17 protein-coding genes are annotated in these 22,385 nt (G+C 51.9%); 4 read left to right on the top strand and 13 right to left on the bottom strand.

What is annotated here, in order from left to right:
- Positions 1 to 45 precede the first annotated feature (45 nt).
- The 5 genes from F7231_RS26065 to F7231_RS26045 are packed head-to-tail and all read right to left on the bottom strand — an operon-like array spanning position 46 to position 6,686.
- Positions 46 to 4,143 (bottom strand): PIN domain-containing protein, encoded by a 4,098-nt coding sequence (locus F7231_RS26065; protein WP_166694175.1) that lies wholly within the window; start codon positions 4,141 to 4,143, stop codon positions 46 to 48.
- Positions 4,133 to 5,179, bottom strand: coding sequence for a ComEC/Rec2 family competence protein (locus F7231_RS26060; RefSeq protein WP_166694174.1), 1,047 nt, complete (start codon positions 5,177 to 5,179; stop codon positions 4,133 to 4,135). Before F7231_RS26060 ends, F7231_RS26065 begins: the two co-directional genes overlap by 11 nt.
- Positions 5,180 to 5,214: 35 nt before the next feature.
- The gene (locus F7231_RS26055; protein ID WP_166694173.1) at positions 5,215 to 5,472 is read right to left on the bottom strand and encodes a hypothetical protein; all 258 of its coding nucleotides are present in this window, start codon (positions 5,470 to 5,472) and stop codon (positions 5,215 to 5,217) included.
- A 54-nt stretch (positions 5,473 to 5,526) separates the two neighbouring features.
- On the bottom strand, positions 5,527 to 6,186 hold the full coding sequence (locus F7231_RS26050) for a relaxase/mobilization nuclease domain-containing protein (RefSeq protein ID WP_166694172.1): 660 nt from the start codon (positions 6,184 to 6,186) through the stop codon (positions 5,527 to 5,529).
- The gene (locus F7231_RS26045; RefSeq protein WP_166694171.1) at positions 6,183 to 6,686 is read right to left on the bottom strand and encodes a hypothetical protein; all 504 of its coding nucleotides are present in this window, start codon (positions 6,684 to 6,686) and stop codon (positions 6,183 to 6,185) included. Before F7231_RS26045 ends, F7231_RS26050 begins: the two co-directional genes overlap by 4 nt.
- 264 nt (positions 6,687 to 6,950) lie before the next feature.
- Here F7231_RS26045 and F7231_RS26040 point away from each other — a divergent pair, with 264 nt between their 5' ends.
- From F7231_RS26040 to F7231_RS26025, 4 genes are all read left to right on the top strand, one after another.
- Positions 6,951 to 7,838 carry a ParA family protein gene (locus tag F7231_RS26040; RefSeq protein WP_166694170.1) on the top strand — a complete coding sequence of 296 codons (888 nt, stop codon included), beginning with the start codon at positions 6,951 to 6,953 and terminating at the stop codon, positions 7,836 to 7,838.
- Positions 7,838 to 8,413, top strand: a complete 576-nt coding sequence (locus F7231_RS26035) for a hypothetical protein (RefSeq protein WP_166694169.1) — start codon at positions 7,838 to 7,840, stop codon at positions 8,411 to 8,413. Before F7231_RS26040 ends, F7231_RS26035 begins: the two co-directional genes overlap by 1 nt.
- 135 nt (positions 8,414 to 8,548) lie before the next feature.
- Positions 8,549 to 9,073 carry a hypothetical protein gene (locus tag F7231_RS26030; protein ID WP_229370394.1) on the top strand — a complete coding sequence of 175 codons (525 nt, stop codon included), beginning with the start codon at positions 8,549 to 8,551 and terminating at the stop codon, positions 9,071 to 9,073.
- 172 nt (positions 9,074 to 9,245) lie between these two features.
- On the top strand, positions 9,246 to 10,253 hold the full coding sequence (locus F7231_RS26025) for a GIY-YIG nuclease family protein (RefSeq protein ID WP_166694167.1): 1,008 nt from the start codon (positions 9,246 to 9,248) through the stop codon (positions 10,251 to 10,253).
- Positions 10,254 to 10,907: 654 nt separating this feature from the next.
- On the opposite strand, the gene F7231_RS26020 is transcribed toward F7231_RS26025, so the two are convergent.
- The 8 genes from F7231_RS26020 to F7231_RS25985 form a co-directional block, all read right to left on the bottom strand.
- A complete protein-coding gene (locus F7231_RS26020; protein WP_166694166.1) occupies positions 10,908 to 16,076 on the bottom strand; it encodes a helicase-like domain-containing protein in 5,169 nt (1,722 codons plus the stop codon).
- Positions 16,077 to 16,205: 129 nt separating this feature from the next.
- Complete coding sequence (locus tag F7231_RS26015) at positions 16,206 to 16,421, bottom strand: hypothetical protein (protein ID WP_166694165.1); 216 nt, start codon at positions 16,419 to 16,421, stop codon at positions 16,206 to 16,208.
- A 57-nt stretch (positions 16,422 to 16,478) separates the two neighbouring features.
- Complete coding sequence (locus tag F7231_RS26010) at positions 16,479 to 17,195, bottom strand: PD-(D/E)XK nuclease-like domain-containing protein (RefSeq protein ID WP_166694164.1); 717 nt, start codon at positions 17,193 to 17,195, stop codon at positions 16,479 to 16,481.
- Between the two features lie 76 nt (positions 17,196 to 17,271).
- Positions 17,272 to 17,931 carry a hypothetical protein gene (locus F7231_RS26005; RefSeq protein WP_166694163.1) on the bottom strand — a complete coding sequence of 220 codons (660 nt, stop codon included), beginning with the start codon at positions 17,929 to 17,931 and terminating at the stop codon, positions 17,272 to 17,274.
- Between the two features lie 248 nt (positions 17,932 to 18,179).
- Complete coding sequence (locus F7231_RS26000) at positions 18,180 to 18,875, bottom strand: hypothetical protein (protein ID WP_229370392.1); 696 nt, start codon at positions 18,873 to 18,875, stop codon at positions 18,180 to 18,182.
- Between the two features lie 59 nt (positions 18,876 to 18,934).
- A complete protein-coding gene (locus F7231_RS25995) occupies positions 18,935 to 21,691 on the bottom strand; it encodes a toprim domain-containing protein (RefSeq protein ID WP_166694162.1) in 2,757 nt (918 codons plus the stop codon).
- Between the two features lie 13 nt (positions 21,692 to 21,704).
- Complete coding sequence (locus F7231_RS25990) at positions 21,705 to 21,989, bottom strand: hypothetical protein (protein WP_229370389.1); 285 nt, start codon at positions 21,987 to 21,989, stop codon at positions 21,705 to 21,707.
- A gap of 5 nt (positions 21,990 to 21,994) precedes the next feature.
- Positions 21,995 to 22,333, bottom strand: a complete 339-nt coding sequence (locus F7231_RS25985; protein WP_166694160.1) for a hypothetical protein — start codon at positions 22,331 to 22,333, stop codon at positions 21,995 to 21,997.
- Positions 22,334 to 22,385 lie beyond the last annotated feature (52 nt).

The raw sequence follows: 22,385 nt of genomic DNA, 5'->3' as shown, positions 1-22,385 counted from the left end.
ATCAACATTAAAACTTAACTAATTTTAATGTTGATGGGCTTGCCTTTATAATCCGAGAACAAGGTCAAAATCGGCTTTGAGGTAGTCGCCAAAATCTCCCATCAACTTAAACTCACGATCAATCAAAAGCCGAATAAGCAGGATGCCACGTTCGGTGATGGATGACGTGCCCGTAAAGTACCGGCGAAGCAAAGCTTGTGATACCTGCCTTTTATAATCCAACAATAAAGGCTCTTTATAAACCATTTTTAAAAAAAGAATCACGGCAAACAGCAAACGTGGTTCTGAGTTGTACTGCGTTGAGAAGCTGAACGTAGCCCGGTAATAGTTTTTCTGGTGGGCATTTTCCAACAACGAATCTTTAAAGACTCGGTAAAGCTGATTGGCTCCGAAGGTTAGACCGCGAAAGTTGAAGCCTACCAAATCGAGCCACAATTGATCTAAATAGAGCTGCGTGTGTTCGCTGTGCAGAAAATGTTCAGTGGTCATTAACGGAACTCCGATTTCAGAACGGAAAGGCAGAGTATCGTCGGTCACTAAAATTCGATTAGGACGAGTAGCCAAAAGCAACGTATCGTAGAACGAAGCCATATACGCCCGGTTATCGGGAAACAGATCGCGCTCATCGTCGCGGTCGGTGAACTCGAGGGACAACCGTTCCGGTGCATAATCTGGCTTACAATGCTCGTGAATCCAATCCCGTAATTCTTGGCAAAACGCGGCTTTACGCTGCTGTTGGTCTTCTGGATGATGATGCAGGATAGTACGGTCAACCAGAATCTCCTGTGACATAACACTACCCCGCTCTTGAAGGGCAGTTTCCAGCTCCAGTGATACGTGGTCAATCAAGAACTGGGATACGAAGAAGGTAGTTTTTTTAAACGGTATCGCCTTTGTTTTGGACAGAAAGAATAACGCAAGTAGCGACGTAAAATCAAGCACGTACTCGGTGCCTTCGTTACTAGGGAGCGTAGCCTGAAGATGTATTGGCACTATCGGAAAACCGCCTGCGTAATCCGACGTCGCGTAGTTCCACGCGGCCACCGGGTCGCCCCCGAAAACACCTTGGCATAGCTCAATAAAACCAATCTCGCCCCTGGCGAACTGCTGCTGTAACTCTTCGCTAATTAGCTTGTGTTTAGTACCCTCCGGACCAAACGATTCCTGTAATTGCTGAATGAATTTTCCAAAATCCATTTCACCTGCCTCATCAGTTGGAATCTTCAAAGACCTCATTGCTAATCCACTAAACGGCTGTTCTGCCTTTTGCATAATCAGCGCCAACTGGCCGGAGTACTTATCCATGATCTGGACGACGGTGTACTCCTCATCTCGATGCATTACCTTATCATGTAGTTTGAACGACTCGCCCGCCGAAAGGCCGATGACCGCTTTTGCCACCCGGTTGTGACGAACGGCTTCTTCCGTCAATTCGAGTAATTGTGTGTTCTCCTCCGATTGGAGTCGAACAACCATATCCTGTTGCGCCGTCTCAGGTACGCCAAGATTATCAAACGCCTGATAATTGGAGGACAAAGAGAAATAGGCTTGCTGGACATTAGGGTTGTCGGGAGTCGCTTTCAACATACGGTACGACACTTCCAGTCCTTTCCCGACAAGGCCAACCGTGAAACAGATGTGTATTAATCGTAAACGGGTTTCCACTGAGTAATCATCGCGGAATAAGTGATGATCCTGATCAATTTGAGTTAGCAGTACTCCTTTTTTGTTTGTTCCCTGCGCATTTAATGAAAGAACCAAATTGAACCAAAAAGGCACAGATTCAGGAAAGTGAGCCAAACCGTATGTTGCGCCCTCCTCCATCTTCGCCCAATTTCTCAGGGATTGGTAAACGGACAGTTCAACCCGCACTAAGCCCGGATGCGGTGTAAAGTTTGCCCGCCAGTTCGCGGCTAATTGAAGAAAACGTGCGATCTCTTTCCGCTCATTATAAACCGCCATAATGAACAGCAGAAGCTCCTCCGATTCCTCATCCTCGTTACACAATTGCGCTAATAATTCTTTGGCCTCGGGCCAATCGCCCAATTGCATAAAGATTCGTGCCAGAACCAGGCGCATTAGATCGGGTAAGACGGTCCAATGTGCTTTAACTTGTTCGGCGCAGGCACGTGCCCGGTCTTTGGGTCCTTGTTCTTCAGCCCATAAAAACGCTTCAAGTAGCGGCCTATAGTATGGCTGCTCAAACGTTTTACCGTCACTGGCTATTTGTTGAATCGACTCAACAGAATCTCCCGCCTTCAACAGCACCCGAATGGGGTTTAAAAAGTTGATTACGTCGAGATCATCGACGCTGTCAACTTTGGCAAGGAACGACCGTAACGAGGCAGTTTGCTTTTCCGGATCGTTGATTAGACCATAGGCCATTCCTCTAAATAGATCAAGGATAGGCTCCCCGGTATAAATTCTATCAGCATTGATGGCATCGAGCATATTCTGCCCCATCTCCTGACCGAATAATATCTGTAATAGATCAATCAGCCGGTGCGGTATAGCTTCTATAGCTGCTGGTCGGTTGGCTGAGTAGGGTAGGGCAACCACATGTTTTGTCCCAACAAACAGGTCAAAAAGCTGTTCGGCCATTTGACGAGCAGTAGCGACATCATCCGTCAGGTAGTATCGACAGTAACAAAACTCAAAGCGCATCACCTGGAAGAACGGTTGATTTCGCAGGTCGGAGTTTTCGACCCGTCGGCAAATAAGCTCGAACAGGTCGTGAGCATATTTTAGTTGGGGGTTGCCAAGCAATTCTTTTGGGCGTTGCAGGTTATGAATTTGATTCAACTTGCCCAATAATTCATGTAACGCGAACTGTGCGACATACGACCAATAGTATATTGTTTTGCGGCTGATCGCGTCGGGTATCTTCCGACTATCAATCTCGGAGCGGAATACGCTTGGATGGTCGGCGGGACGTATAGCTCCGTCGCCCTTTCGCTTTCCAATCTTGGTTAAGTAGCCGACTTTGTACGCCGGTTCCGCCTGTACCGTCGGGGGCACGGGTTGATTTGGTTCAAAGTGGGCGATGATTAGCCAAGCATAGGGGTTAAATGGATGTTCCTTTAGAATAGTCTCTGCTACTTCGTAGGCTTTGTCAGGTTGTTCTTTGTTCAGGTAAGCATTGGCTGCCCGTTCCTGATAATTCAATACTTCGGGGATAAGCAAATGGGCTTCGATGAATAATTCATCTACATCTACATCCTCACGGAGATCCCCCACCATGAATGCCTCCAAGTAGTTTACTTGCGCCAGCAGCGATTTTCTTCGTTCAGTTGACAAAACAGCCGTTTCAAGGTTACCGCGAACCGTTCGAATAAGGATTAGCCCTTGCTTTGGTCGTAGGTCTTCCCAGGCCTGCTTAGCCCCATCTAACAAACGCTGACATTGATCAACAAAATCCACTGGATCATTCTGGGCACTGCTAATACTGGTAGCTGAAGCGACTGTAAAACTCAACTCGGGAAAGTTGTGCGTACGCAATAAGGTATTCAGCGGGGGGAGGGTATGGGCAATGAATCGCTTGATACCCGCTTGGTACTCTGTTACAATCCCGGCAATGTAAACATGGTTGTTATCCTGTCTAAACAGCCCGCTACCCGAAAATCCTTTGACATTCGCGTAGGCCGTTGTGGTGTTGTCTTCAACATCTTCCGACACCTTCAACTTAATTTGATCGCCCAGACATAGTCCTGCCGTGGCATCAAGTTGCTCCGGTTGCTCATTCGACAGGGCATCCGGATACCCTCTGAACCGAAATGCCTGATCCTGTTCGACTGACGACAGCAGAATAACGGGGTTAATCTGAACGGGTAGTTTTGAACGAGGAATTACCAGTACGGCTCCATCGTAGGTGTCCTGAGAAGCATTGAACAGTAGCGGGTTGTCGGCAATACGAACTAATATGCTCGTGAATTTACGCCGATCATAATCGTACCAGTCAACACTTATTTCATTTACTGCTTCCAGATTAGCAAAGCAATGTCGGGCCGTCAGTACGTAGCTATACTCATTGCCATCCGTGACGACAACAAAGCCACTACCGACCGGCTTACCTGATACAGTTAACCGTACACTTAACGTATTTATGGGGTTGGTCAACGAGGACATGGCGTTTTCAGCACTCATAGGTTAGGGAAATACAATTAGCAAGGGTAGCTGGGTAATGGCAGCAGATGCCGTATTGATCCAGCTCGAACTCGGTGAAGAGCGACCGCAAAACCCGGTCATCGTATGTAAAATACAGATGAACTTGCTCGTTAGGTCGACGGCGACGGGTAGCTAAAACGATGCGGGCTAACGCTTCTTTATGCGGTAGCCCGTGCTGGTTGGCTCCGTTCGTGCTGATCAAGTAATGCTGACAATCTATGAGGTCTAACAGTTCATCGCTGGAATTGCCCTTTGAACCATGATGAGATACTTTCATGAAATTCAGCCGAACCGGATGCTGTTTCGTATAGCCCATTCCCCGAAGTGAAGCAGCCACTACATCCGCATGAGCATCACCCGTGAACAGGCCGCAGAACGCACCAACGGTTAACAAAAACGCTATGCTGCTGCGGTTGCTCCATGACGTATCGGGCGTGAATGGTTGTTGCGCTAACTGCTCGACCGGCAAGCGATGGTCGCTTGTAGCGTGAGACACCGTTTGTACACGAGTCTTCACTAGTTGCTCTTGGGACTTCCACTTGGTTAAGAACCGCTCGTATTGATCCGCATCAGGCGATAAAGTAAATACGTTAAGGCAATCAAATTGATGCTGCTGGCTGGCCAGTATTGGCGTACTATTAATCTTACCAGTCGAAATCAATTGTTCACGTAAACTGATGCCTTGTGCTACGCTAACGGGGCCTCCGTTATCTGCACTAATATCTTGGGGGGCGTAGTTCATCCAGAACAGATTCACTACCGAACTACTGAACTCTTTTAGAAAAGGGATAGCACCACTTACATGATCGTTATCGGTGTGCGTTAAGACGAACAGATTTATCGGATCACCGCAGCTAACGATTCGTCGAATGGCGGCAGCTAACGTGCGGTGATACGTTTGGCTGAATCCGGCATCAATAACAATATGCTGGGTTGTTGCGTCCGGCTCTCGCTGCAAGCTAACAAGCATACAGTCGCCACAAAGGGCTTGAAAAGCAGTAATGATGAGGTTCAATTCTTTATCCCGATGTACGTATTATTTTTTATCAGCTATCCCTCCCACTCATCCCCACCGTAATACTCATCCAATGCTAGCACCTTCATGGCATCCTGCTCGGATACCGGACGAGCCTGAAACCGATCCGGCTCGTCAATTCCCTCGGCGATGACAATACTGACTACCTCGCCCAAGCTGTCCTTCACTTCATAAACCGAGACGGATTCTTGCTGTACAAAGACGAAATGAACATCGTCGTTACCGCGACCGTCAAGAATTTTGTTGCCTGATTGTTTGTCTTCCGCTTCCATAAGCTAAATAAATAGTTGAATAGTCAAATATAAAACTATTATATAAAAGCCCATTCATAGACCTTGACGTTTCTGGCTTTGGGGAGCCTGCACCGGTCTGTCAGGCTGCGCTGGTTTGGCCACTTCAGGCTCAATCTGCACTGTGGGTGTTTTGGGCGTTTGTGCTTTACGGCCTTCTATCGCCATCGGTACGCCTGGTATCAAGCCGTGCCGCTCTTCCATTGCCCGGCAAAACTGCCCAACTTCCCGATAGTTAAAGCTGGTTTGGGCTGTATTCCTACCGGTTCCGTCAACCCGGCTGGTAATGATGTGGAAGTGTTCATGCTCTCTGTCCCGATGTCGGAAGGCTACCATCGGGTTGTTCTCCATGCCAAATGTCCGGGCAAACGACTGGCAGATTTTCACCATGATGTCGGCTGAGGGGCACTCACCGGGCGGAAACGAAAAGCTTTGGTGCCATACCGGTTTACGTATCCGGTCGTTCAGGCTGGCCACCGATTGCATCGCTGTAGCCATCTGCTCCAGGTTCAGCCGCTGATTATTCTCTGTTCGTAGCTTTTCGTCGCTAATCACGGTTACGCCAACGTGTTGCACAAAGAGCAGTTCACCCCGAATGCGGCTGCGGTCAAGGCTATGGTTGGCGCGGGTTTCGTAATAACAATATTGCATGGCACCCAAAAAGCTGGAGCCAAACCGGGCTACTTTTCCAATCATCTCTTTGGATGCGGGTTGAAGCTGTCGCTGACTTTTTGCAACTGCTCAAGCACTTCGGGCAGGGTTAGCTGCTGCCCTTCTTCTATGAGCTTATCAAGTTGGGCAACGGTGGCGTACCGGGCCATGTTCGAGTGGCAGAACTGCCTGACCTGCCCAGCAATCTCGCCCACTTCGTACACGATAGACCGGATATCCTGCGCGAACACAGCATCGGCTGCGGCCCGCTGGCTGATGTACCATAAAGCAGTCGTGAGCCGGTCCAGTTTACTCAACTGAGCCGTCACTTCGGGCGGTAATTGGCGGAACCGGGGAAGCTGCGCCAACTGCCCCAATACCCCCGTTCGTAATAACTGCGACACACTGACACCCGATTGCTGACTAACCGTTTTAAGGGATTTCCGTTCCTGCTGAGAGAGTCGCACGAACACGCCTGTTGATTTAGTTTCAGATGCTTTCTCCGGCTTGGCTCCTCCCCCGCTCTCCTGCTGCTTGCCTGCCATTCAAGATGCCTGTATATACAAAAACATAGCTTGCTACACACCTCAAGTTTGGGTGCATCGGTCAACTCGGTTGCCTCGTACACCTGTTGCAACGCCTGCAACCTGATTGGTTTAGTTGCAAGCGTTGCTTTTACCACCCAAGGTGCCTGATGCAACCCTTGCAACTTATGCATCCATGCCAACCAAGTTGTTTCAGGTGTATGAGTTGCAAATATGTAATTAATTATTTTATTTTGTTTAATATTTTACATTATTCTTAATCTAATGACTGGTAAGATTATCGCTATTCACACGTCTAAAGGAGGTATGGGCAAGTCCACACTCACGGCCATCATAGCCTCCCACCTGGCGTATGTAGACAGGCAGCGCGTGATCGTATTCGACTGCGACCCACCCCAACATTCCATTGCTGATTTACGCGAGGAAGAACTGGCCACCCAAGCGACATTGGCCCAGACGTACCACACGCTGTCTACAGATGAACTGATGCAAATGGCCCAGCCCTATTCCAGTGCCAACGATCAGGCGGCTTTTGAACGATACCGCAACAACCGACTGCATAAGGTTACAGAGCACTACGCCATTCATGCCCTGCCCTTCTCGGCACTCCAGGAACTGGATATGGACCGGGTACGTGCCGACTTCGACTATATCTTCTTGGATATGGGCGGGCAGTTCAACGCCGGGATTCTTCGCGCCCTTGCCGAAACGGATATGCTGCTCGTTCCCTTCACCACCCAGCAGGTTGATGTAACGGCATCCATTCAGTACGTAGGAGCTATTCTGGATTATATAATGAATAGGCAGCTACCCGACTACCTGACTATCCGGTGCTTCTGGAACAAGTATAAGTTTACGTTTAGCCGTCGGGCCAACGCGTTGGAAGCCTATTTGGCGGGGGTGTTCCGCAACGAGGTAGTGCCGGTTTCATTTCTACGAACGAGACTTAACGATGCCGATGCTGGTTTCGACCGGGCCAAAATGCTGACGACCATCGCTTCGCCCGTGCTGATACCCGCAGGTCGGTACGTTCGGAGGAAGGATGATCCCAAACCAGCCGAATGGCGGGAAGCTCAATATTTGCAGGACATTGTCAGCCTGATCCAAGAGGTTAATACGCTGCTTCCAACACCCACAATGGCCAACCGCTAATGGACCTCGATAAATACCGTCGGTCTGCTCCGGCCCAAAACGAAGAAGCACCCATAAAGCTATCAGGCAGGCAACACCCAGATGCCCCTGCACTCAGTGGGTCTGCCGAAAGCATTCGGCAAAAGGCAAACCGCTACCACAATTTCGTGCATCAGGATGCAGAACCGATGAAGCCTGCTGAACCGGATATGTCGTTACCAGGCACCTCCCCTGCCCCGACCGAGACTACTTCGGCAACAGCACCACCAATAAATGAAATAGCGAAAGGCAATAGATTTAAGTCAAATTCTTCCCCGACTACTACACTTAAGCAACCTGTTCGGCTCCCTACTTCGCCAAAAAAGCGGGAGTCATCTCCCCAAACCGGCGTGAAGATTGTCTATCTGGATAGCGTGATGCGGGAAGAATATATTCAGATAGCTGGCTATCTCATGCTGAAACATCGTGTCAAGCTAACCATGACGGCTTATTTCTGCTTCCTGCACGATCAGGCAGTGGCGCAGCAATCCGACGAAACCTTTCTCAACACTCTTGCCCAATTCATCAAACGAGATGGAGGGGCCAATAACTACTGACCTATGCTCCTTATCATTTCTACCAGCACTTTTATTGTGTTGGCCACCGTAGCCCTACTGCTTTGGACTGGCCTTGTTCTTTGGTTTACTGGGCGGAGCAAGACCAAAAAAGCAACCCGCCCGACACCTACCCTTATGTCTTTCTTTCAGCCCACAGCCGGTAAGACCACCGTCGACGTACCTGTGCCAATGGCTTCCTACCACCGTAGCGAGCTGATTTTATTAAATCAGGGTCGTAAAACAACGTCCTACGTACCTGTTGAGGAACCGCCCACGGCCTTGCCCGAAATCCTGACCGCTCAAGAGAAAGAGTTAGATGACCCAACCTTTGCCCCGGCCTTAAACCCCTCCCAACCCGAAGGTCAATCAGAACTACCTTCCTCTAATGACCCCCAGAAAGTCAGCCCTCCCACTGGGTTCCAGCTTACGCTCGACCGGCAGCTTTTAAATCGTTTGCTAAGTGATGATTCACTTTGTGAGCAGTTTGAAGAAGCACGGGCCTTAACGCTGGAACGACAGCGCGACACAGGCCGCTCCTACGCCAGCCTGTTCCGGGAAACCATTGTCGATAAACCCGTCGACGTGCAGGCCGTGCTGCTCAACCTCCTGACTGAAGACGAGGTGGAGGATTTCGACAGTAGCCTACCCGCCTACTCATAAATAGGCTTCTAATGTCTATGTGATTTTTTTATTGCCTTTACGCTGTAACCGGCTGACTGACATGTCGGTGATAAGTACCTAATGCCGGAAGACATCTTGATCTGCTTTCTTGCATTTTAATTAGATATTTATCTATTTGGCTACTTAATGACATTAACCAAGTGTCTCCAGCGTGAAACAGTACATTTACGTGTTCTCCTGCACATCCTGGCCTACCGGTGTAGTCAAGGTTGGCAAAGTGACTAAAGGCCATCATCCTGCATCGAGGGCAGAATCCCTATCAAAAACTCAACCAGCACGATGTGTCGTCGAATGGTACATGGAAGTGCCTGATTCTGACTTTGCAGAACAGATAGCTCATGGCATTTTGAAAAGCTATAAGCACCCTGGTACTAAAGAATACTTCAAAATTGACTTGGCACAGGCAGTCGCCTTGATTAAAAAGAAAGTGATCGATGCCCTCGACATTGACGACCCGATCTGTGTTGAGGGCGATGCATTGAGATCGATTGCTAAAACGGTTTCTAAAACTTCAGCACCAACACGGGCCATTTCAAAACCTGTGTCCACCCCCGTGATCATCACAAAACCTGCTATACAAGAATATGAGCAGGAAACAGAGGATATCAGCGATGATGAGGTACTAACCCAGCTTGATCGACTGGAAAAGTTTATGGACGGCGTTCACGCCAAGTGGCGGAAGGCTAATAATGGCTTAAGTTCGCTATTTACAAAGCCAGAGAGTGGGGCCGATGATTACGTCATGAACTTGCTCGTAAAAAAACAAGGCTTCAACGTTGTGGCTACACCCGACAGTCGAACTCCGGCCGACCTTTTCGGGCTGAAATGGCGCGGCTATTTTTACCACATGATTTTGCTTCAAGTTAGAGCAACCACGAAAAAGTTGGCATACGTACCAAAAGCAAAAGAGCTTAGTGCAATCAAGGATTGTGGCCGATTTGTCAAAGAAGAATACCTGAACGCCGATCTGTATGAACAATATGCCGACAAGCCCATTGTTTTCTCGATTGGACTGGCGACCGTCAAAAATCACCGGCCAACCCTGAACAGGTGTACATTGATTGATTCTGATCTCATCAATTGGTATTGGAGTAATCTACCCCGCGAGAAAGTAGTCCGCATAAAAGAATTAGTTGACGAAACGCACGAGTTGCGGTAGGGCTGTTATGCAAATTATCTGGAAGCGTTGCCACACTTACGATGAAGCCCGGAATATGCACCATTGCATTTACCTTCATGAATGGAACGGCCAACCGTTTTATTCATGAAGGTGCATAACAGTTTCTTCGGCGGGCATATGCGAACTCACGCAGGAATGCGGGCGAGTGGCCGCTACAACGTCGGCTATCGCCACGGGATTGAAGGGTGCCAAAGACATGGTGCTTATTTGTATTTGGGTCAAATACAATCTAACGACCGGTACACTATCGATGAGGTTGAAAACTACCTGATTTATAATTACCCCAGCGAGCTAAATAAGAAACGCGTTAACGATTCCGCTTTGATTACGCTCGAACACACTGGCGGTGTACCGGAATGTTTGCGTAATTGAGCATTCGCACAATCAACTTCCCCTTTGATTCGCGCGGCACAAGGGCAGGGCCTTTGGGGCGACCGGCCACGCAGTGGTGAGGGAGTACCCCGAAGGTGTTGCCCGTCGCGCCGGGGATGGAATGGCCCGCAGGGCGTTTCCATCCCTACCCCTTGATTTTCTATTTTTCTATTTGCATAGCTGGATAGGTAACTACCTTACAATACCCCTTTGATTCGTTTCATCGCGCCGACTCCCGGAGGTGTCGGCGCGATGAATACGTTACGCGGCTACCTCAGCGACCGGCTCCGGTTCACCTTCGGTTTCCATCCGGCGTTTTAGGTCGGCCACCTCCGTTTCCAAGCGGAGTAATTCGGCTTCCTGCCGGAACGGTTGCGATTGCGTGCGGCTAAACTCCTGCTCGGTGAGTCCGGCACGGTTCAGTTCGTGGGTTAGTTGGGCGGGGCCTTCGCAGACGCGGGCAACGGCGGCTTTGAGCGACGAAAACAGGCCGTTCGATGAACCCACCACGCCCGACAGACTACGGCCCCAACGGTAACGTACCACTGCCTGGCCGGGCATAAAGTCGCCAATCAATTCTTGGGAACGTTCCCCGGTCAGGATCAACGTAAGCCCGTTAACGATTAACGTTCTGGATTCGTCAACCCGGCGTTTTGCCAGCCCTTTAACCTGCTCAATTAGGTGCTGTACCGCTTCGCCCCACTTCTCGCTGTAGGACGTGCCGTTCACTGTTACGCTCTTTGTAGCGTAAGGCGTACCAAAGTGCTGCTGCAAAATGACAGCTTCTTCCTCTAACTCGATCAATAGCGGGCGGTGTTTCTGGATGAATCGTTGGGCGTTTTCGACCTGCCATTGAGCATCCATCAGGCCCCGTTGCCAGTTCTTACGCGCCTGCTGCACCCGCGACAGTTCTAATTGGCGCGTTGTATATAACAGGGCGTATTGGGAGCCGCTGAGGGTTGCCATCATCTGGTCGAAGGACATGGCGGCAAAATCATCGTCCGCGCTGATATCGGCCATCTGATCGTCGGCTATGTGGCCTTTTAAGACCTGATTAATAAATTTTTGCTTAATCGCTAACCGTCCGTAGGCAGTTGCGTCGAGCGTTCGTTCAACGCCGTAGGTCAGGACTTCAACCGGGATGCCCCAAGCCGCGTGTAGGTTGCCCTGCCGGATGAGCCGCCCGTTACGCTGCTCAAAATCGGTCGGGCGGTTAGGCGCGTCCAGGTGGTGAACCGCCACTAACCGTTCCTGCACATTTACGCCCACGCCCGCCCGCTCCGACGTGCCTAGCAATACCCGAACCTTGCCCGTTCGGACTTTGGCAAACAGAGGTTCGCGTTTGTCGGGTTCGGCGGGTACGATAGCAATTTCATCAGCCGGTACCCCCTGCTCAATCAGCTTGGCTCGTATATCGTCAAAGAGGTTAAACCGTGGGCCTTTACGTTCTTCTCCTTCCTCGTCAAACCAACCCCGAACGGCGGGGCTTTGATACGTATCCGCAAAGACCAACTGCGTACCGCGATACGTGGCCGACTGCCGGTAAAGGCGCAAAATTTCGGTTACCACCCGGTTACACTTTGAATCGGCTTCGTCGGGGTTGGCCGCGTCGAGGAGCCGTAAATCAATGGTGGCTTTGCGGGCTTGTCCAAAGCAAACTAACGGAACGTGCGAGTTGTCGCGCTTCTCGGCCCCGGTTAGGTTTTCAAACCAACGCAAAGTTGCTTTGATGCTGTTTAGCTCGTCGGCTACGCCTTCGGTTTGCGGTAAGATAATCCGCGTGTGTTGCCCGTCTTTGAGCGTTGGTAACGTCGCGTCCCGTTGGAACTCGATAACGTCTTCGTTCAGCACTACGTCAACGTAGGCGCGGTAGAGTTCCGATAGCTGCTGTACATTAACGAATTTGGCGAACCGCTCCACCGCTTTAAAGTTGCCCGTTGCAGTCAGTTCAAACGACTGAATCACGCTGCCGAACGCTCCGGCAAACTGGTCAAACGTGGACAGCATCGCTTTGTTGAGCCGGTCGGGGGCAATAAAGCGTAGAGTCGTCCATGATTCGGCCATTGTGTTGCTAATCGGCGTACCCGTCGCCAACACCACCCGGCCCCGCCGTGCCTGCACCGTGCGGCACTTGAACAGGGCGCTTAGTGCATCCTCTGAGCCTGCCGAATCTATCCCTTTCACGTTCTGCCTCGCCGTGAAAAATCCAAGGCGCTTGTACCTGTGCGATTCGTCCAAGAACAGCGCGTCGATGCCCAACTGGTCAAAGGTCAGCATGTCGTCTTTCTTCCGGTCCGCCTGCCGGATTCGGCGGTTTGCCAATCGAAGTTTCAATTCATTCAGCCGTTTTACGGACATGGGTTTCTCCCGGCCCTGCCGCTTGGCTGCGGCAATGGTGTAGGCTACTCGCTCAATTTCCTCCTGAATAAAGGCTTCTTCGCTGGCTGGGTCGTCGGGAATCAGTTTTAAGAAACTCTGCGGTATCAGCACCCCGTCAAAGTTATTGGTCGCGATGCGCTGTAAAAACCGTCTGCGGTTGGCTGCTTCGAGGTCGGCGGGTTGCGGTACGTAGATGAGGGCTGCGGGGTACAACCTGCGCCACGCTCTGGCAAAGTCGTTGAGCGTTGAGTTTTGCACCACAATCATAGGCTTGTGGGCCAACCCTAACCGCTTTAATTCCATTGCTGCGGTTATCATGGTAAAGGTTTTACCACTGCCCACGGCGTGGGCTAATAAGGTGTCCTGCTCTTTGATGCGCTCTACGCCCCGGAACTGGTGTAAGCGTAGCTGAACGTCGGGCGATGCGCCGGGGTATTGCTTTAGGGCTGGCTCCCGATAGGTCTTGTGTACGTAACTGTTGTACAGTTCATTATAAACCGGCTCAATGGTGGTTCTGTGGTGGTCGCGCACAAAGTCAATAAACAAGTCGTTTAAGGCTTCCTGCGCCTGTACTGCCTGGCTGGTAGCTTCAACGTCCTTTACCGTTTTTTCCTTGCCTTCGGGGTCGATTATGGTTTTGGTCACTACTACCGTGCGCTGTTGCAAAGCCGCTTCGATAAGTTGAATAGCCTTTCGGCGCGACGTACCCAACGAGCGGTTTTGCACCGACGAAACGTTACTCATACCGTCAATTTCGTACTGGCCTACCCGGTGGTTATAGCGTACCGTTACACAACTGGTTTGCAAGGTCTGACTAATAAACTGCTCAATAATGTGCGTAGGAATCCAGACCGAACCCAATCGAAACGAGATAAGCGGGGCGGGAATAGTGGCCGGAACAACGGCGGCTAATGCCCGTTCATTCACTGCGTACTGTGCATCACTCTTAGCGGCTTCGCTTGCTGCGGCCAATTTCTTCCTAACGTTGCCCGATAGGTACGTATCTCTGTCCTCCAATCGGGCCGACGTGGGGTTTAGATAAGCCAATTCAGCACCCAATAATGCCTGTTTCACATCCGGGGCGGGCTGATTCATCCATACGCCTATCTGCCCGGCATTCACCCAACCGTATAAGGCAATAGACAATCGTAGCGCGTCGGGCAGTGATTCTACCCGCTCCGGGGTGTGCGTGGCAGGGTATACCCGTTGCCGGAAAATATCAGCTTTGGCAACGGTGTACGAGGTGGCCGCTTTGGGGCTGGGCGGCACTCCGCTGTTCCGATCTGGCTCGTCCCGATTCACTACCTCTAATGCCTGTACGCTGGCAAACTGCGGGTCGTACTCTTCCAGAAACGATAAAGCCCTGTTCCGGTTGAGCGTCCCGAAATAACGCGTAAACAGAGCATACGCTTGGTTTAGCTCAACCCGTAGGCCGTCGGTTTCCACCTCTCCCCTACCGGCCTGCTCGGCTTTCCGTAATTGGTTAAACGCCCGTTTCACGCGCTCGTATTGGGCAGTAATGAGCGTTTGGCTGTAGCGTTTGCCCCGGATTGTTACCGATTCGGTAAACCGTTGGTCGGCTTTGGCTGGCTCTTTGTTGCGGGCTGCTGATTCAGTGTTATAAATACCTCTCGGCAATTGGTCAAGGGCTGCGGCCAATCGCTGCGGCAACGTAGTGGGGTCGGATAAGTGTAACGTTGGCTGGTCGGCTCGGTATAATCCGCCCTTGTTTACCTCGTCGGCAAAGTGCATATCGCCCAGCATCATAGTGGGGTAGGCGTGGTAATACTCGTTTACGGCCAACGTCCTGACGGTTTCTTCGTCCGTTGCTTCGGCTTGAAGGCTGGCCCGAAGGGTAACGGTACGTTCAAACGGATGGGCCGCAAAGGGCCGGGCCGTTGGGGTACGTTTCCGCAAAAACAAAACGTCGGTCGTTACCTGCGTACCCGCGTTGGCTTCAAACGCATTCGACGGCAAGCGGATGGCCCCCAATAGCTCGGCGTCGGCTTCGACGGTCAGGAACCGGCGAAACTCTGAGCCTGCTGCATCGAACGTACCCATTGACGTAATGAGGGCAACGATTCCGCCCGGCTTCACCAACTGCGCGGCCCGGCCAATGAAATAGTTATGAATGGCAAAGCTGTTCAGTTCGGGGTAGTGACGGTCATAAACCGTGTACGAGCCAAACGGTACGTTCCCAATCACCAAATCGAATCGGACCGCCGAGCGGCTACCCGCCTGCAACCCTGCTTCTTCCAATCCGCAAATGTGGGTTTCTACGTCGGGATAAAGTCGCTGCAAGATTTGCCCCGATAGCCGGTCTTTCTCGACCGCAACCCACGCCGACCGCTCCCGAATGGCCGGGGGCATAAGTCCGATAAAATAGCCGATACCAGCGGCTGGCTCCAGAATACGCCCACCCGTAAAGCCAAACCCTTCTACGGCCTGCCACATGGCCGCTACAACGTGCGGAGCGGTGTAAAAGGCGTTCAGCGTCGATGCTTCGGCGGCTGACTGCTCGGCGGGGGTCAACAGGTCGGCTAAACGCTGGCGGGTACGTCCGTACTGACTGCCCCAGCGGTTTATTGAATCGTCAACGGCTTGGGTTGGGTCTGCCTGTGCGCGTTGCCATCGCTCGTAAACGTCGTTTTTCCAGACCTGCGATAACCCGCCCCAACCCGTATAAAGCGATAACAAACGCTGTTCCTCTATTGTAGCCGGGCGTTGCTCCTGCTCAATCCGTTTTAGAGTTTCAATGGCGGCAACGTTAGCCCGTAGCTTGGCCGCGTTGCCGGTTGGTAATGTAAAGTCGTGGGGGCAAAGACTGAAAGCGCACGGCTCCGAGGTTGGCCGTAGCTCTATCCGTTCATCAAGGGTCAATAAAGTAGCCGCTTCGGGCCGGGCCACGCTTGGCCGGGCCTCACAAGGCTTGCGTTCTCCCCGCGTAGGTGGTACAAGAACGGGCTGTCCAAACAGCGTGTATTGGTTGGCAACAATGACCACGGGCCGGGCCTGGGCCGAACGAGTGCGGGGGGTTGGGTAGCGCGTCATAAATAGCTGAATAGTTTCACGCTATAAAGATAGCTAACTATTCAGATATTTAAATATTCAACTAACTATCTATCAGTCTTTTACAACCCGCTTGATTCTAACGTTGCTCAGCTGTTACCCCTTGATTTTTTATTCGATGATTACCTCTTCAGCGTACACCTTGAAAACAAGGTCGTGGTTTGTCGCTGAGATAAACCGAAACATGGGCTTGCCATCCGCGTCGATGGTTTCGACATCGGCGGATAACCATCCTATCTTACCGGCTGGCATCAACGGTCCCAACGGTGCGGTAAGTTTTGCCCGGTGGTACTTGCCCTCGGGTGGTTTCGGCTCGGTTCGGTTCATGTAGCACCAACATAAAATTTATCAGATAGCTGAGTACCCAACTATCTGACAAGTTGATTAGCGAAATCGATAGATAGGCGGGTAGCTGGATTGACTTAACCGCTGACTCATCGGCATGAGCAGCGAAGCTACTGGTTTGTCCTGAGTTGTCCAGGCTGAGGGGCGAAACTCGGATCGGGCGAGCAACGAGAGCAGGCGCTGGTAGCGTACCCGGCCATCCTGTATGAACGCCTGACCAATCGCGTCGGCAGTTGGCTCGAAATAGAAGACTTGAAAAGGCTCTGCTTTCTGAACGCCCAGAAAGACAAACCGCCGTGCCTGCACTCCATCTAAGTAAAACGCAGCCTGCCGGTCATACTGATACTCCTCGCAGCACTCAATGAATTGGCGATACGTCCGGGCGCGGGTGGTCTTGATGTCAACGATTAACCCATGCCGCAGCCGAATGTCGGTTTGGCATTTGCAGAGCTGGCCCGTAGTGGGGTCTCGAAACAGATAAGGCTGCTCCTTCTGCCCCCACTGCAAGGCCCACCGGCCAAAGCGCGTAGCCCGAACGGCTTTTGCCATTTTGCCCAACCGCTCCCAGTCGATGGCCTCCTCAAATGGTCGCTTACTCCGTGGCTCCAACAGCAATTGGTGAAAGGCTGATCCTTCAGCAAATGCCTTAACAGGTTTTCGGTTGGGTTCACCCAATAAAAACCGCTCATACTCGGTTAAATCTGTATTGGAAAAAGCGGGGAACTGACGGTAATTGTCTGGCGTAAGGACTTGCATACAAGACATAATATTTAGTTTGTGAACTATATAGTTGAGTAGCCATCTATTTAAATAGATGGCTACTCAAAAAAATTTAGACTACCTCTGCTACTTCAACTTCAGCGGGGGGTACATCTCCGACACTGAGCGAAAGCGGCATGACATCCGCAGCCGGAAGGGCAAAAGTTTCTGAAAAGCTGAAATAGCTTGCCGTTTGTTTCAATGTGTCGCGTCGGTAGATAGGGCAATCAGCCGCGTACTCAGCGAGTTGCTGAACAGTTTCGGAGTTGGCAAACTGGTAGCTAAACCGGCCAATGAACCACGACTTCGTGGGGTCGTTTTTACACGTTAGTTTCTCCGGGCGGATGGTCAGCACCACATCGCAGAGGTTCAGCGGTTCGTTGCCTTCGTAGATGAGTTTTTTCATAACGCCCCGCAACTCCGTCAGCGTAGTGCCGTTGAACATAATGCTCGATACGCAATTGAGCGCGTCGATAAAGAACAATTCCGCCCACGCTTCGCGGTTCCGGTTGAACAGCCCGTCCTCGAAAATGCGGAAGACGAACGGCTGAAACGAAAACTCTTTAATAGGCTTGCCCGACTTGTCCAAAACGGGGGTGTCTCCGTCAATGTTAAACTGCCCGGTCTGGGAATTGTAGCGGTACTGCTTCGGCTCGCCCTCGATGTAGCGGAAGATGTCCGAAATGACGGTTTCACCATGTTTGTTAACGGTTTCTTGCTGATAGGATTTCATACCTGTATAGCGTAAAAAAGGGGTTGGTGCCTGGGCTTACATCGGCCAAGCGTTTGCGGTTTCAACATTACAAAGATAGCCAACTATCTGACTATTTAACTATATGTCTATTGATAAACAGCACTTTACAAACCCGATTGATTTAGGAACCAGCAACAGGACTAGTTTACAAACCCCTTGATTAAAAAAAGGTAGCTGACTATTTGAATAGCCAGCTACAGATTTATTTTTGTAGATTCTACGAATCACTACCGTTTTAAACGCGTCAGTTCCTGCTCACGGAGCCGAAGCTGATGTTGTTGCTGGCGCGTGTCAAGGATGCTTTCCAAGCGTTGCAGTTCAGCGTTGAACGTAGGCGATTTGTAAAGCGAATCGGCATCTGACAGCAGCCGTTGCAGCGGTACGGTTCGGGCCACGGCTATCTGAGCTGATACGTACCGGTGCTGCCAATAGCCAGCGGCATATGTATCGCGCTGTTGGCGGGTTTGCAGCCAGGCAAAGACTAACCCACCAACGAGCAGGCCAGCGACGACCATGCCCGCCGTCAGGTAACGAACCAGTTTAAGCAACGCCGAACCCGGCTGCTCCACCCTCACTACCTTCGGGACCAATTTATCCAGATGCTGCTCAAGGGCAAGGGTGAGAGTTGCCGGAACCTGGGGTAGCCACTCGGTAAGCTGGCGATTCAGGTGCTCCTGCTGCGACCGGCCCATCTTCTCAATAACTTCCACCAGCCCGGCAATCAGGTGGGGAGGCAGTGCATCGGTTTGCGTAGCCGGGTGTGGCAGCACTTCCTTTGAGAGTTTGGCCTGTTCCGTTTCGTCTGGTGGCTGGGGGCTACGACTCCAATACGGATTCGATGAATAAAACTTGTTGGTTGGAGCGGCAACGGGCCGGTCGGAGCCGAGTGTGTCCATATCGGGATGAGTAGGGGAGGGGGTCATAGGTTACGTAATAGGGTCCGGGCAAGATCAGGTCGACTTTGCCCGGACCTGGGTTACCATTACAGTTTAGCTTTGTACGTACGGGCCGAGTCCGAAGCGGATTGAACCGTTTCGCGCTGAGCGGCCTGTTGCGCCTTGATCTCGGTGTGGGGTTTGATGAGGGGCGGAGCACCCATCTTCAGCGGACTCGAATCAGGCAAGGCCTCGCCCTGACGGTTTTGCAGAATATCATTGAGGTCTTTCTGCTGCCTTGTAGGTCTGACAACGTGGTAGAGCGACTGCCCCTGTCGGCTGTTGATTTCGTCAGTAAGTAGCGTGAGTGCTTTCACCAGCAACCGCCCATCGTTGGGAAAGTGAATCCGGGTGCGGGTAACGGCCTGCCCCTGATCGGGGTCAACCAGGGTTTCGCGCTGAAACTCCTGCACCCGTTTCTCCTTGTCGTTCGGGTCATTGTTGTAATTGAACTGCTTGGTGAAGCGGTTCATCTCGTCCATAAAGCGATGGAGAAACGCTTCGTTTCGACCACCAGCGACGTCGGCGCCCGCGCCACCGGGCGACAGGGGTTGCCGTAGTTCCAGGTCCAACTTGTTCACACCCGAGTACAGATCCTTTTCCAACTTGGCATCCTTGTGGTACTGAATGCGCTGATCCATCTCATCAGGCGAAATCATAGCTCGTTCCCGTGCCACCCGAAACTCGTTCCCAACCTTTGTCTGCATGTACTCCGACTGAGCCAGTTTTCCAATTTCCTCGGGCATGGAGATACCATATGCCTTCGCATAGGTAAATGCCGGAATCACTGACTGCACCATCTCGACAGACACTTTAACGTAATCATCAGGCATGATTTCTTTAAACCGGGCCTGGTGGTTAATGGCCAGTTTATGCCCTTCCGACAAGTTGCCATCAGGTACGTCGAACCGCTTCAGCACGTCGCTGAATGTTTTTATCTCGGGGTCGAACGCAAACTTAGGTCCCAGTATGTTAGTGAGTGGATTCGGCGGAAGGTTCGGGCCGGAATAGGCAATGTCGGGTTTGACGCGCAGAGCCGGGTCAGCAGCGGGATGTTGCAGGGCGAGGTAGTTAATGCCGAACCGCAGGCCGGCGTTATCGCCATCCTGCGCGATGACAAACTGCGCCTGTGGGTTGCGGTCGAGCACCTTCTGAACAAAGCCCATCTGACGGCTGCCGGGCTGGCCACCCGTCGCCATGTAGAACCGCCGTTCGCCCTCGGCTTCGGGGTTAAGCTGCTTAAACGACATAGCGTCGATTGCTGACTCCGCGACAAGGATGCGCTGGGCGGGAACCTCCCTGAAGGCCGGGCGGGCGGTTTCGAGTGGTAACTGCACCTGCTGCGGCTCACCGTCTTGTATAAAATTGAAGGAAACCGTTTCGGGACTAAGCCGAACAACCGTCCCGACGGTGCCTGTCGGCAGGTCAGGTTTGTCGTGCATCGCCAAGGGTGCCTTCAGTTCATAAAATCGGTTGGAGTGCCACATAGCTTCCCCGCGCTCCCCGGAAGGAAATGACTTGAATCGTTCGTTGCGGATGTCCATTGATACCAGGTGACCATCCTGGGCGTACATCGGAAAAGAGGTGTTGCGGTGGGTAGTGCCCTTCTCCGTCGTGTAGGCAATGTTGTGAATGCGGCCGTTGAACTCCGGGGAGAAGAGCACGTCTTTGTGGAGCGAGCGTCCCGCCAAATACCGGGTGTCAGTCAGGGGAGCGATGGCGTACCGGTCGTGCAGGTCTTTCTCCCGAAGTTTCGTGTCGATCAAACTATCCTTCACCTGCTTGAGCGGAGCCGTAACGCTCTTTTGCAGTACGTAGTCTGTTGACGACATAATCCGGTCGACAGCCTTGAAAACGTTACGGTAGATGCCGTTCTCGACCCGCTCCAGAAACTTGATCACGTCGCCCCGCCAGCCCCGCTGATCGTTCATGTCAACGAACATCTTTTGCCCGTATTTGTCGCCGGTATAGACGGCTAAGCGTTCTTTTGACCCTTTCTCGCCCCGCTCGTAGATCAGCCACTCGTCGCTCGGTTTCGATTTTTTGGTATCGAGCACGAAGCCGTAGTCACGCAGCACTACCTCCAGATCCAGCTCACGCTTGATGGCATCGAAATCGCGCACCAACTTCTCTGCGCGGGGCTTCGGTGTCGGCTCTGGCTCCTGTTGCGCGTTCTCCGTTGCCTTTGCCGTCGCTTCGGGATTCGCGGAGGCAGTTTTGGCCGTTTCCTGGGCCGTTTGTGTTGCCGACACTGACCGAACCGGGGTCAGGTCGATGCGGTGGTCGTCGGCATATTTTTCCAACGTCTGAATATTCCACGCTTTGTGGTAGGCCGTGGATTCCCGCACATTCTGGTAGAGGTCGGGCACGGCCAATTGGCGATACGCTACCGAACCGTCCAGCTTTCCCCGATTGGTGATCAGCGCGGCACGGTTCGTCTGCGCCCGCATGAACAGTTCGCCAAACTGGTCCGGCGAAAAGCCGTTGATGGCGGGGTATAGACCCACCTTCTGCGGGCCATCGCCGAGCGTGAGCATCTTACGGGGCTGCGGATTCTCAGCGTGCTCTGGCTTGGTGCGGGTGAGTACACGCGGGCCGTAAACCTCCTGAATGGCTTTGTCGAGCCGCTCGAAATTGGCTTTTGTCGGCTCAATCCAGAGCTGCACGTTGCCGATGGCACGGGCCGGGTCGATGGCATTCATGGCGTAATCACCAAACGCGACGTAACGTACCCCGGCTTTGTTCAATTGGCGGAGAATGGCCAACTGCTCGCGGGTAGCGCGGTTTTGTGCTTTTTGCTTCATAAGACGAAATGGGTTACAGGGCCGTCAGTTCAAAACCACCTAGTTCCGGCTCTTTGGCTCGGTAGAGGTCGGTGGCCAGTTCAGAGAGGTCATATTGGAGTTCCATGAAGGCCAGATACAGTCGTTCGCGCTCCTCGTCGGTGAGCTGCTGCCAAAGTTCCGGGTCGTTGACGGATGCGTTCAGGACAGTAATAGGCGGGTCGCCGGGTTCTTCACCGTCGCCGATGTACAAGGGTTGAATGGCCTGATGAATGCGCTCCCGCCCCCACCGCACTTCCAGTGTTTCCAAATACTGCATGTGCATTACAGGCTGGTTTTGACGGTAGGTGTTAACTCGTCGGGTACAACAGACTGCTCTTGTGCCGATTGCAACCGGGTAGCCCCGGAAGGCGCAGGGAGCAGACTAAGCGATAGGGTAGGAGAGACCTCACCGGGCTGCTGCCGACTTTCGATCAACACTGGACTTACTGCATGAACGACCTGCTCATGAATATCCCTGAGCACGGGGTGCCATACTATTGGCTTTCCCCCGTTGTCAGCGGATTGCGTCAGGCAGGTGTCGAACGAAGGCGCGAAGAGTTGAACCAGCCGACTGGCCTGCTCATGTGGTAATCTGAAATCAGGTTCATTACTTTTTTTCATTGCTTTAGTTTAATTTTTTATCGAATTTACTTTAATTAACTAAATATTGTGT

Origin of the sequence: Fibrivirga algicola, from assembly GCF_011742925.1 — a bacterium.
Taxonomy (GTDB): Bacteria; Bacteroidota; Bacteroidia; order Cytophagales; family Spirosomataceae; genus Fibrella; species Fibrella algicola.
Note: the sequence above shows the minus strand (reverse complement) of the source record. Positions and strands in the feature narration are given on the sequence as shown.

Excerpts from the sequence above, each read along its gene's own strand:
- F7231_RS26030 (WP_229370394.1), top strand. The coding sequence starts at position 8,549 with ATGTCTTTCTTTCAGCCCACAGCCGGTAAGACCACCGTCGACGTACCT.
- F7231_RS26055 (WP_166694173.1), bottom strand. The coding sequence starts at position 5,472 with ATGGAAGCGGAAGACAAACAATCAGGCAACAAAATTCTTGACGGTCGC.
- F7231_RS26000 (WP_229370392.1), bottom strand. The coding sequence starts at position 18,875 with ATGACCCCCTCCCCTACTCATCCCGATATGGACACACTCGGCTCCGAC.
- F7231_RS26065 (WP_166694175.1), bottom strand. The coding sequence starts at position 4,143 with ATGAGTGCTGAAAACGCCATGTCCTCGTTGACCAACCCCATAAATACG.
- F7231_RS26035 (WP_166694169.1), top strand. The coding sequence starts at position 7,838 with ATGGACCTCGATAAATACCGTCGGTCTGCTCCGGCCCAAAACGAAGAA.
- F7231_RS26010 (WP_166694164.1), bottom strand. The coding sequence starts at position 17,195 with ATGCAAGTCCTTACGCCAGACAATTACCGTCAGTTCCCCGCTTTTTCC.
- F7231_RS25990 (WP_229370389.1), bottom strand. The coding sequence starts at position 21,989 with ATGCAGTATTTGGAAACACTGGAAGTGCGGTGGGGGCGGGAGCGCATT.
- F7231_RS26020 (WP_166694166.1), bottom strand. The coding sequence starts at position 16,076 with ATGACGCGCTACCCAACCCCCCGCACTCGTTCGGCCCAGGCCCGGCCC.
- F7231_RS26050 (WP_166694172.1), bottom strand. The coding sequence starts at position 6,186 with ATGATTGGAAAAGTAGCCCGGTTTGGCTCCAGCTTTTTGGGTGCCATG.
- F7231_RS26015 (WP_166694165.1), bottom strand. The coding sequence starts at position 16,421 with ATGAACCGAACCGAGCCGAAACCACCCGAGGGCAAGTACCACCGGGCA.
- F7231_RS25995 (WP_166694162.1), bottom strand. The coding sequence starts at position 21,691 with ATGAAGCAAAAAGCACAAAACCGCGCTACCCGCGAGCAGTTGGCCATT.
- F7231_RS26005 (WP_166694163.1), bottom strand. The coding sequence starts at position 17,931 with ATGAAATCCTATCAGCAAGAAACCGTTAACAAACATGGTGAAACCGTC.
- F7231_RS26045 (WP_166694171.1), bottom strand. The coding sequence starts at position 6,686 with ATGGCAGGCAAGCAGCAGGAGAGCGGGGGAGGAGCCAAGCCGGAGAAA.
- F7231_RS26040 (WP_166694170.1), top strand. The coding sequence starts at position 6,951 with ATGACTGGTAAGATTATCGCTATTCACACGTCTAAAGGAGGTATGGGC.
- F7231_RS25985 (WP_166694160.1), bottom strand. The coding sequence starts at position 22,333 with ATGAAAAAAAGTAATGAACCTGATTTCAGATTACCACATGAGCAGGCC.